This window comes from Ancylomarina sp., assembly GCF_041555295.1.
GTDB lineage: Bacteria > Bacteroidota > Bacteroidia > Bacteroidales > Marinifilaceae > Ancylomarina.
Genome location: NZ_JBFFKR010000091.1, coordinates 1 through 12,195, shown reverse-complemented (window position 1 = coordinate 12,195; position 12,195 = coordinate 1). Strand labels below are relative to the sequence as shown.

Below are 12,195 nucleotides of genomic sequence, written 5' to 3'. Positions count from 1 at the left end.
CAAGTGCGTTTAAGATTTGCTTACTTAATTTGATGTCGTTAAATGAACTCATACTCTCTTTTTGTTTGTAGAAATTTGCGCAAAAGTAATCATTTTATTCCGAGTAGACTGACATAGATAAATATTAAAGTCAAAAACTACGGTTTCAAATCTAAAATAAACTCTGAACTTCTGCCTTTAAAAAACCAATAGCTTCAGCATGAGCAGATTTCTTATCTTGCATATGGGCTTCAATGATAGCCTTACTTAAGTTGATCGAGCTATCAGAAGGCACCAATTGCAAAGCTTCAGAATTTACTAACTGCACCAAACTTTCTTTGGCCGCCTTAATCAACATCCAAGCCTGGGGTGTTACATACAATTGTTGTGAAAGATTGTGTTCAAATTCACCTCTGATCATCGTCAATAAAACCTGATGAAGTTGCTGATTCGTCATGTCAGGCTTATTTTCACGAATCACTAAAGATTCAGGATGGATTCTCTCCAATAAAATAATAAGACGTTCGTAGGCCTGCAAACGAATTGGCGTAATAGCTTTCTGATTATTTAGAAAAACATCCAGTTTCATTTTCTTTTCCTCCTTAACTAACATTGCTTTTATAAGGAAATAAGCAGTTGCAAAAACAACCAAGGCAGGTAATGTGTATTTTAATAGTTCAAGCATCGTATTTATATAGGTGTTGAGTAAATGATATCGCTTAATTTACACTTCAAATTTGAAACGATTCATTCGAAATAATAATTCATACTAAATAAGAATAACGCAAATGCGTTTCATAGTTTTAATTAACATTTCAGATCTAAACAACTTTAGATCAATAAAATTAATAACAATTAAACTCCAATTTAAATTAAAACTTCAAAGTATTATCTGCTAAAACAAAGCCTCTAGATATGTCCCGAAACATATGAAATGTGTTTAAAAACATTACATTTGTATGACAAATGAAAATTTGGCCACTACAAAAGTATCAAGCTATTTTATAAAACCCTAAAAATAAACCATAATGTTGAAGGTTTCAAATCGTATCACTTCAATGGAGCTGTCTCCAACGCTTGCCATGTCTCAAAAAAGTAGAGATATGAAAGCTCAAGGAATTGATGTGATTAATTTAAGTGTAGGCGAACCCGATTTTAAAACCCCAAGTCATATTAAGGAGGCTGCACATAATGCTATTATTAACAACTATTCCTATTACTCACCCATTCCTGGATTCTTAGAATTACGAGAAGCCATTTGCACCAAACTCAAAAGAGACAATAATCTGGAATTTACACCAGAACAAGTTGTCGTTTCAAATGGGGCAAAGCAATCCATTCTTAACGTCATGATGTCTGTTGTTGATCCAGGTGATGAAGTTATTATTCCAAGTCCGTATTGGGTTAGTTATGTTGAGATCGTAAAATTGGCTCATGGTAAAAATGTTTATATTCCTGCTGGAATAGATCAAAACTTTAAGATTACACCGGAGCAATTGGAGACTGCCATTACACCTAAAACCAAAGCCTTCCTATTTAGTTCACCCTGCAACCCAACCGGAAGCATCTATTCGAAAAAAGAACTAAAAGCTTTAGCCCAAGTTTTCGAGAAATACCCTGATATCGTGATTATATCAGACGAAATATATGAGCACATTAACTATATAGATGGTCATGAAAGTATTGCACAATTTGATCAATTAAAAGATCGTGTGGTGATTATCAATGGTGTTTCAAAAGGTTATGCCATGACGGGATGGCGTATTGGCTATATAGCTGCTCCTATTTGGATTGCACAAGCCTGCACCAAACTGCAAGGCCAGATGACTTCCGGAGCCTCAACAATCGCTCAAATGGCATCCGTTGAAGCTTTCAATGGTGATCAGTCGTGTACACTAGAGATGAAAAAAGCTTTCAAGCAAAGAAGAGAAGTTGCTTTTGAATTACTGACTAAGATTCCTAGTTTCGAAATTAATAAACCAGATGGCGCCTTCTACTTTTTCCCTGATGTATCCAAACTATTTGGTAAAAGCTGTAATGGCACAATCATAAATAACCCTACAGATTTAAGTCTTTATCTTCTCGATGAAGCTAAGGTAGCTACAGTTACAGGTGAAGCCTTTGGTGCCCCTGATTGCTTAAGACTCTCATATGCGACTAGTGAAGTGATTATGGCTGAAGCGATTTCCAGAATTAAAACTGCCATTGATAAATTGAACTAAGCTAAAATATTGAGTCGTCCTAAAATAGGTTGATGGAAAAACGACTTATTCCAGGACTAGACATATGATACAAATGAAGCTGACCGCACAAGGGTCAGCTTTTTTTTTATCCAAAAAGTAGAGATGAATCAATAAAATGAGAAAATAATTCAATAGGAATAGATATTCTCTTCCAATTTATTTTGTGAACTCTAATCCTGCAACTATATTTGTATATAGAATTCGGGATGTGGCGCAGTCCGGTAGCGTACTGGTCTGGGGGACCAGGGGTCGCAAGTTCAAATCTTGTCATCCCGACGGATTTAAACAATTGACTAAAAGGCGGTTAACCTAGCGCTCGCCGCCTTTTTTGCGTCTTTGATTCACTTAAATTTTGCGCTTTTATTCGCTTTTTGTAGCTTTAAAACGATATAAACGTGCAAAAAACGTGCAAAAACATGGCAGCAATAAACATCAAGCTAGACACCCGAAAAGCCAAGAAAGACGGGACTTTCCCAATAAAGCTGTTTATACGGCACAAATCAAAAATGGCCTATATCAATGCAAATTTCTCTATAGAAGAGAGATTTTGGGATAATGGAAGGATAAAAAGAGGCTGTTCAACTATCGAAAATGTGAGAATGGCTAACAACAAATTAGCTATGTTGCTGAACGAAGCTGATGAGTGTATTGGGCAATTAGAAGACCGTAGAAGGCTCGACGTTATGAATGCCAAGCAAATAGCCGATTATATCAAAAATGGCGGCAAACAGCATCAGTCATCCATCAACTTTCTTGATTACTTAGAAGATTATACTAAAATCATAAATAATACAAGCACCAGAGATACTTACTATGCAACTCTTATAAGATTGCGCGAATACATGGGTAACGACTTATTGTTCTTTGATGATATTACAAAAGCCTGGCTGAGCAGATACAAAGAATACAGATTGTCGAAAAGTAGTGCTGGAACAACAAACATCGATTTAAGAAATATTCGTGCACTCTTCAACCGTGCTATTGATGTGGATGAATTGGTTGGACAAGAAAGCTACCCTTTCAGGAAATTTGAATTTGCAAAAGCGACTCCCAGAAACTTAAGACTTCCTATAGAAACCATTCGAGAAATTAGAGATTTTAAAACAGATCTCGAACACCAGGCTCTTGCACGTGATTTCTTTATGCTTTCGTTTTACCTTATTGGTATGAACAATGCCGATATCTATGAAGTGACCAAAATTGAAGATGGACGAATTGAATACGATAGAAAAAAAACCACAAAACACTACTCCATAAAACTGGAACCTGAAGCACTTGAGATAATTGAGCGAAGAAAGGGAGATGAAAAGTTGCTTATTTACCAGGAGCGATATTCAAACTTTAAGAATCTCACAAAGCAGATGAACAAGCACCTTAAGGAGATTGGTAAACACGAATCTATTAAGGTTCCTGAGTTGGTTATGTACCATGCCCGCCACTCATGGGCAGGCATAGCTGCTAAAAAACCAATTGGAGCAAGTAAAGCGGTTATTGCTCAAGCTTTAGGCCATGGCAAAATTACCGTAACCGATACTTACTTTGATTTCGATAATGAGTTAGTGGATGATTTAAACAGGAAAGTTCTTGACATAACAAAATCAATTAGCTAGTATAATTAATTGATTTTCTTTGAAATGCCGTGACTCTTAACGAGTTGCGGCATTCTTAATTTGCATTGGGCTGCAATTAGGCCGCAAATTCAATGAGAAATGAACTAATATTTAATGAAAATATCGATCTCACAAGGGGAGTAAGTCAATACAGAGAATAGAACCTAGTTATAGAGTTTTGATAAAGGAGTCTTAAGGGGTGTTTATCCCGATCACTTATCCCGTTTCTATCCCGTTCGTTTATCCTACTTAAACCATCTTTTAGTAAGCAAAAACAAATCAATTTGGTCGAAATTCCAATTTCTCTAGGAAAATAAGCCCTTACAGAGAATAAAGCCTACAAATAGAGCTGTTATAAAGGGGATTTAAGGGGTGTTTATCTAGGTCTTATCTAGTTTTTATCCCGATCTGATTAGATCATACCCCAATCACTTATCCTGCTTCTATCTCGATCAATTAATTGATCTTATCAAACCTTTTTAAGCTGAAAAATGAATCCTCGAAAGAAAAACTTACGAGGATTAAACTTGAATGCGCCAGAGACCTCAGAGTAAATTCTCAAAGCCTCAATTCATAAAGAATTGCGGCTTTTGTTGCCGTTTTGCCTTCTCTAATAAGCTAACCTTATATTAAAAAAAGCACATTTAAACACTACCTAAGTGCAGATTTATTTGTATGTTTAGTCTTAAAATAACATATGATAAAAATCTACACTCTTTTTAAACTACCCACTTGCATTTTTTTATTCAGTGTCTTATCCCTGTCTTTATCGGCAATCGCTGATGATACCGATGCCAATAAACTTCAGGTTCCATTCTCAACGAACAAACAAAACTTCACCGTTTGGAATGGAGAGAATTATGTCCCATTTTTTATTAAAGGGATAAATCTTGGCGTTTCAATTCCTGGAACATTCCCTGGCGAATTAGCCGCTAGTAAGGATCAATATACCAGATGGATAGAAGACATCCACAATGTTGGCTTTAACTGCATTAGAGTCTACACTCTTCACTACCCTTACTTTTACGAAGCTTTAAATGAATTCAACGATGCAAATCCTGCAAGTCCGATGTATATCATGCATGGTGTCTGGCTAGAGGAAGAGCTAAGTGGCTACACCCAAGATTTACATCAGTTAAATGATATATTCAATCAGGAAATGAAAGACATGATTGACTGTGTTCATGGAAACAATAATATAGAACACCGTTTTGGAAAGGCCTATGGATCCTATACTGTTGATGTATCACCTTGGGTAATGTCTTATATTATTGGAAGAGAAATTCATCCTTCTGAAATTGAAGAAACAAATAATCAACATGCCGACCAGACTTCCTTTTCTGGCACTGTATTTAAGTTAGCAAGTGGTTCGCCATCCGAAGTTTGGGCTACAACGCATTTAGACAATTTAGTTATTTATGAACGTAACGCCTATAATACTGAGCGTCCTGTTAGTATTTCCAGTTGGCCTACTTTGGATCCCTTATCACATCCAACGGAAACTGGAACTGATGAAGACAAAGAAACTCTAGATTTATCCAATTTAAACTTTGATGGAGCACCAGCTGGATATTTTGCCAGCTTTCATGCTTACCCATATTATCCCGATTTTATAAGCGAAGATCCAAATTATAAACAATACTACGATCCGCTAGGTGAGAACAGTTATCTGGGCTATATCAGCGATCTTAAGAATTATTACAAAGATATCCCGGTTCTTATTGCCGAAGTTGGTACTCCTTCAAGTTGGGGGATTGCTCATTATTCATCCAATGGAATGAACCATGGTGGTTCTTCCGAAATTGAACAAGGACTCGAATTCCTACGATTACTTGATAATATTGAGGAAGCTGGCTGTGCAGGAGGAATACAATTTTCTTGGATAGATGAGTGGTTCAAACGAACCTGGCTTACGGATCCTTTTGATTTCAATCCTGAAGCAAGAATACTTTGGCACAATATTACCGCTGCTGAACAGAACTTTGGTTTAATCGCATTCCGACCATCAGAAACCATTTACACTGAGTTAGAAGATTTTGGTAGTGATAAACCCATCAAAAAAGTTTTTGCAGCTGCAGACTATGACTTTTTTAACATTCGCTTGATGCTTGAAAAAGAGCTTTCGAACATTGATACCATTTGGGTGGCAATTGACACCTACGATTCTAGTTTGGGCGAATCGCTACTGCCTTCGGGAACTGCGATTACCAACAGAGCGGAATTTGCCTTGCGTATCACCAACTATTCAGCAGAATTATTTGTAACACAGGCTTATGATTTATTTGGTTTATGGCATGGTGTTTCAGAAGCCGAACAGCTTTATCATTCTATTGCAACTGATGGAGCCCCATGGAACCTTGTTCGTTGGAAGAATAATGACCAAAATCATGAAATACAATATGTAGGAAATTTAAAAACCCGAAGAACAGAATTACCTCATTCAAGTTTGGATGCTGTCGTTATTTCAAATAATTCCATTGATATTCATCTTCCATGGTCATTATTACAGGTTACTGACCCAGCTAATGCAAAAGTAATGAATGATGATCGAGCCACTCCTGAAACTGAGGAAGCCCTTTCCGATGGTATCGCTTTGAGTATTCTTCATAATGATGTTCTACAAGAAGGAAGTAATCGATTTATTTGGAGTTGGGGAATGCCAACTAATTATGTCGAAGTAAAAAAGAAATCTTACTATGTTGTAAAAGACGGTTTGGTTGAATTTAATAACGAACCAATAGCATATACTGATAGCTATTCTACAAATCAAGGAGAAAATCTTGTCGTTGATGCTGAAAATGGACTCTTATCTAATGATTTTGATTTTGATGGTAATACATTCTATTCAGAGTTATCGGAATTCTGCGAAAATGGCTTTGTTTTCCTTTCGGATGATGGATCGTTTGAATATATTCCAGATACGGGTTTCAGTGGTGTAGATTTTTTCACCTATCGTGCTTTCGATGATCGTGGACACTCAATTAAGACAAAAGTGACAATTAATGTTGCACAAATTACCGGTATTGATGATTTTATGGAAGAAGACTTAGTTGTTACTATTTATCCCAATCCAGCAAGTAAATTTTTACGAATAAATTTACCTGATAATAAGCGGACACAAATACGAATGATCAATCTAAAAGGTTCGATAATCTACCAGAAACAAATAACTAACTTACAGCATGTTATTGATGTTCATTCTTTTCCGAAAGGAGTTTACTTGCTTAATATCCAAACAAGCAAAAATCTAATTAGTAAAAAAATAATCATCAATTGAGCAAAATGAAATTCACAAAAAACCTCGTTTAAGCGAACGAGGTTTTTTTGCATCAATGCTTACCATAATAGTCAAGTGCAAACGAACAAAGACATTTTTTTTTGGAAATATTATAGACCTTACCTAATAAAATATTGGATAATTATTACCAGAATTTAAAGTAATACGAATGAATGAAACGTTCAAAATAATAGTATACTCAATGGATCTCGTTTTTGTCGAGATTATAAAGCGTATTTTAGATAAATCTAATAAAAAACACAAAATCATTGTTTATAGTTTGTTTTCTGAAGCTAAAACCATAACTGATAACGATGCTATTAATTTAATGATTATTGATGACCCAATTATTGGCGCATCAAGCTTTGAACTCATTTCGTTTTTGCGACTTAAACAGAAAATTGTTTGCCCTTTTATATATTTTGGAGTTGAAGAATATGATGGCGAAAGGAATGCTATTTTATCCGGCGCAAACTATTTTTTTTATAAACCATATAATCCTGATGAAGTGGGTAAAGTTATTGAGAAATCATTGTTCCCTTCTTCAACGAATCTAACTAACCAAACTTAATATGAAAAAAATAATAGTAAATATTATTTTTATAATATCAGCACTTCAATTAACCGGACAAGTTAATACTGATTCGATATTTAATTCGGCAATTATAAATGCACAAGCAGGTAAATACGACAAAGCGCTTAATGATGCTGCAGTTGTTTTAGAAATGTTTCCAGACCGATACGATGTAATGGTCTTTAGTGCTAATGTGAATGCTTGGAAAGGGGATTATGATGCAGCATTAGTTCACATTGAAAAAGCATATTTGCTAAATCAATCTAATAAAGAACTATACGACACTTGGTTAAATGTTTTACTTTGGTCTAAAAATCACCAGAAGCTAATTGAAATAACAGAGCTTGCAAAACAAAATAATTACCCAAACAACTACAATCTTGTTTTAAAAAAGGCAATTGCTTATAAGGCTTTAGCTGAATATAGTGAAGGTATTAATTTAATTGAAAATCATAAGATATACTTAGATTCTATTGACCTAAAAGCACTTTATAATGAAATACTGATGCGTCATAAAAATAGAGCTATAAGCATTTACTATTCGATTGATTTTCTTGATAAAAACAATATCAAACCACAACATTTATCTTACATTGATTACGCCTTTAAGATAAATCGACATACAATAATTCCACGATTAAATTTTACCAATAGATTTGATAAAAACGATTTCCAGATTGAAGTAGATTATTATTATTCATTTAAAAATGGACATTATTTATACTCAAATTATGGATTGGGCATCAATAAAGAATTATTTCCACTCAACAAAGCAGGAATTGAGTATTATATTCCCTTTCTGAAATCATTTGAATCGAGTTTGGGTGGACGTTATTTTTATTCAAAGAATTCAAATACAGTTATGCTTACCGGGCATTTAAGCAAGTATCATAATAATTTTTGGTTTTCGTTTAGACCCTTTTATGCATTTAATGAAACAAAAAATTCATTAACTACAGTTTTTAATACCAGATACCATGGCGTGAATCCAACAAATTATTGGGGACTGGAATTAACTTATGGTAACTCACCTGACGAAAAATACTTGATAGTGGGATCACCTGAGGTTTTTACACTAACAAATTATCGCGTAAAGATTGAAAAGAATACGGCCGTTTTCAAATATGGCGAAATAAAATTATCTGCATCATATTCTTATGAGGAATATGTAACCAAAAGATTCAGAAACAGGTTAAGATTTGAAATATTATTAAAGCGTAAATTTTAATATGAAGTATTTAATTTATAAACATATAAGAATTTTAGTAAAAAAGCTGATTTTGTTAAGCATAATCACTGCTATTGCTGTTTGTATTTATGTATTTTACCATTCAGAATCAAGGATCTTAAGTATTAACTTTACTAATCCATTATATGAGTATGTTGAAAACATGCCTTTTTGGCTATATCTTGTTTTATATTTCATCGTATTTTCACTTATAAGTGCATTCATATTTATCAGCTTAAGTCATTATTTTAATATAAAAAGAAGTCAAAGTTTAAATATTAGAGATAGGTATTATCGATTTTTCGCTTATGTTCTTACATCTTATTTTATAATAGATTTGTATAAAGATGAAAATCATCGGAAAAACTTTCTTCTTAAGATTAAGCCTTTTATAAAAACAAGAAAACAAATACTGGCTTTATTTGAGTCTTATCTTAGAATTCAGGAAAACCTTACAAAAGATTTAAGTGTAGACTTTAAACTTTTAATAAATGATTTAAACATACTAAGAAAGCTTGAATCCTTAATTTTCAATAATAATTTTGATGATAGAATATTAGCAATGAGAATGCTTTCTTATTTGCAAATTCATACCTGCGATGAACAAATAATTATATGTGGTAAAAGTAAAAACTTTGCTCTTAGAACAGAGGCATATGCTGCCCTTATAAGGTTAATGGAAAAAGATGAGCATCTTTTGAATTTTATTGGCGAAAAGCATAAACTATCAATACTAGATATTAACATTATTGTTAATGAAGTAATAAAAAACAAAAAAATGGATATTAACTATAGGGCATTGCTTTCTTCAGCTAATGAACAAAAAATAGTTATAGGCCTTATGCTTGCCAAATATAGATATAGAAAGAACAAGAGGAATTTAGTTCTTATACTGGAGCATATTGGAAGTTCCGATAATTTAATTAACAACTTAGCTTGGGATGCTCTACTAACACTTGTTCCTGATGATGATTGTGTAGATCTTATAATAGACCGATTCGAAAATGAACAGGATGATATTAAATTGAATATACTTGAAAAATCGCATCATGTTATGAGTAAAAGGTTTTTCAACTTTCTTGCAAGTATTATGGAGCATCAAACTCTTATTGTGAAAATTGAGGCAATGAAGATAATTTTTCAGAATGATTTTGATTTACTTGAAAATTTTGTAAACTCTGAAAATGATGAAATTAGAATGGCCTATGAAGAAACGGCTTGTATGTATACACATAAATAATTTTAATAGATATGAATTCATTGTACACTATATTTAATTCCTTCTTTTTTGTATATAGTTCGCTATTATTTTTAAGCTATATATTTATCGCTGTTTTATCAACTTTAGATTTATCATTTTATATTAGAAAGACAAAATATTTTCGCTTTGATACCATCAAGGAATTTAAAGTTTTACCATCCATCTCGATTATTGCACCAGCGTACAACGAAGAAGCTTCAATTATTGATAACATAAGAAGCTTGTTATCTCTTGAATACCCTAAAGTCGAACTTATAGTTGTTAACGATGGTAGTACAGACAATAGCCTGCAAAAAGTTATTGATTATTATAGTTTGGTTAAAGTCGATTATGCTTTTAGTAATACAATAAATACCGCTGAGGTACGAGGGATATACAAATCAACAGAGGTTGCTTATTCTAATTTAATCTTTGTCGATAAAGAAAATGGAGGAAAGGCCGATGCTTTAAATGTTGGAATTAATATGTCGCGTTCCGAATTATTTTTGGCTATTGATGTTGATTGCATTATTGAGCATGACGCTATTTTACGAATGGTAAAACCTTTTATAGAAAAAGGTGGTAGTACAAAAGTAATAGCAGCAGGAGGTGTCGTTAGGGTTGCTAATTCGTGTAAAATTACTGATGGCAGGGTTGTAGAAGTAAATTATCCTAAGAATATATGGGCAAAATTCCAGGTACTCGAATATTTTAGAGCCTTTACGCTTGGCAGAATGGCATGGAGTCGGATAAACGGCTTATTAATCATTTCGGGTGCATTCGGTTTATTCGATCGTAAACTTACTTTAAAAGTTGGCGGCTACGATAAAACATGTGTTGGAGAAGATTTTGAACTTGTTGTGCGCTTAAGGAAATATATGCACACCGTATTAAAACAAAAATACAAGGTTGCCTTTATACCCGATCCACTTTGCTGGACAGAAGTTCCTTCAAACTTTAACATTCTTAAAAATCAACGCAATCGATGGACAAGAGGCTCGATAGACACGGTTTTAAAGCATAAAAACATGTTTTTTAATCCGAAATACGGTAAGATGGGTCTGATTAGTTTTCCCTATTGGGTCCTTTTCGAATGGCTTGCTCCTATTATTGAAACAATTGGATTAATCTATTTTGTATTAATTCTCATTTTTGCAAGAATTAATGTAGAGATTTTTTTAATCCTTACTGTTTTTATATTCTCGTTTTCCTTATTTTTCTCTGCTTTTGCTGTATTCTACGAAACGCTCTTTTTTAACAGGTATAAAGGATATAAATTTTTGTTTTCGATAATCTTAATTTCTTTAGCTGAAATTGTTATTTATCACCCTTTAAATGTTTATTTTTCGCTTGTAGGCAATTATACCTTTTTTATTAAAGGCAATAAAAAAGGTTGGGGTAAAATGACAAGGACTGCCTTTGATAATACTAAATAGTTATTTTATTATGGAGAACAACTGGACAGATAAATATTTATTAAATATTGACCAAATTGACCAACAACATAAAGTTTTTTTTGAAATCTGGGATAAAGAAATTAAGCAGGTTGACATGCAAGATCAAATACAGTTAGCTTGCGTAATAGAAAAACTTGAAGATTATTTAAAAGACCATTTTAAATACGAAGAAGAAATGTTGCGAGAGTTTGACTATAAGGATATTAAGAATCATATTGCCCAACACAAATTCTTTATTCAAAAAGTAGACAATTTAAAACAAGAATTAAACTACAAAAATCCTCTACTATTTGAAAAGACGACTGTTTTTATGAAAACATGGTTTTTAAGCCATATAATTCAATCAGATAAAAAGTATCAGGACCCTGCTATAGAATATCTAGAACATAAAGATTTTTTGAACAACATCATTTCGCAATAACTTAAATAAAATTTGCTTATAGGTAGTGTTTTGACCCCTGATATCCTAGAGTTTTATTCTATTTTTTAATCTTCCTTTTAGTGATTGATTTTGACTGTTTAAATTCATTAATCCTAAGCAGCCTTTTTTTGTTTTTTAATCAAATGCTGATCTTGTAGCCATTTTT

Annotated in this window: 9 protein-coding genes and 1 tRNA gene; 9 read left to right on the top strand and 1 reads right to left on the bottom strand. The window is 33.2% G+C overall.

The genetic code is table 11. The features are described 5' to 3' along the window. Positions 1–151: 151 nt before the first annotated feature. The gene (locus tag ABY905_RS08465) at positions 152–664 is read right to left on the bottom strand and encodes a hypothetical protein (RefSeq protein ID WP_372642513.1); all 513 of its coding nucleotides are present in this window, start codon (positions 662–664) and stop codon (positions 152–154) included. Positions 665–1,007: 343 nt separating this feature from the next. Between ABY905_RS08465 and ABY905_RS08460 the strand changes: the two genes are divergently transcribed. The 9 genes from ABY905_RS08460 to ABY905_RS08420 all read left to right on the top strand — a co-directional run bounded on the left by ABY905_RS08460 (position 1,008) and on the right by ABY905_RS08420 (position 12,029). Beyond that, positions 1,008–2,201, top strand: a complete 1,194-nt coding sequence (locus tag ABY905_RS08460; protein ID WP_372642511.1) for a pyridoxal phosphate-dependent aminotransferase — start codon at positions 1,008–1,010, stop codon at positions 2,199–2,201. Between the two features lie 223 nt (positions 2,202–2,424). Then, a tRNA-Pro gene (locus ABY905_RS08455) sits at positions 2,425–2,498 on the top strand. A gap of 140 nt (positions 2,499–2,638) precedes the next feature. After that, positions 2,639–3,832, top strand: a complete 1,194-nt coding sequence (locus tag ABY905_RS08450) for a site-specific integrase (RefSeq protein ID WP_372642509.1) — start codon at positions 2,639–2,641, stop codon at positions 3,830–3,832. Between the two features lie 697 nt (positions 3,833–4,529). Then, positions 4,530–7,109, top strand: a complete 2,580-nt coding sequence (locus ABY905_RS08445) for a T9SS type A sorting domain-containing protein (RefSeq protein WP_372642507.1) — start codon at positions 4,530–4,532, stop codon at positions 7,107–7,109. 169 nt (positions 7,110–7,278) lie between these two features. Then, positions 7,279–7,680: a hypothetical protein gene (locus tag ABY905_RS08440; protein WP_372642505.1), complete on the top strand. Its 402-nt coding sequence runs from the start codon at positions 7,279–7,281 to the stop codon at positions 7,678–7,680. Between the two features lies 1 nt (position 7,681). Continuing rightward, positions 7,682–8,911, top strand: a complete 1,230-nt coding sequence (locus ABY905_RS08435) for a YaiO family outer membrane beta-barrel protein (RefSeq protein ID WP_372642503.1) — start codon at positions 7,682–7,684, stop codon at positions 8,909–8,911. 1 nt (position 8,912) lies between these two features. Further along, positions 8,913–10,151, top strand: coding sequence for a hypothetical protein (locus ABY905_RS08430; protein WP_372642501.1), 1,239 nt, complete (start codon positions 8,913–8,915; stop codon positions 10,149–10,151). An 11-nt stretch (positions 10,152–10,162) separates the two neighbouring features. Further along, on the top strand, positions 10,163–11,587 hold the full coding sequence (locus tag ABY905_RS08425) for a glycosyltransferase (RefSeq protein ID WP_372642499.1): 1,425 nt from the start codon (positions 10,163–10,165) through the stop codon (positions 11,585–11,587). A gap of 10 nt (positions 11,588–11,597) precedes the next feature. After that, positions 11,598–12,029 carry a bacteriohemerythrin gene (locus ABY905_RS08420; RefSeq protein ID WP_372642497.1) on the top strand — a complete coding sequence of 144 codons (432 nt, stop codon included), beginning with the start codon at positions 11,598–11,600 and terminating at the stop codon, positions 12,027–12,029. Positions 12,030–12,195: the final 166 nt, after the last annotated feature.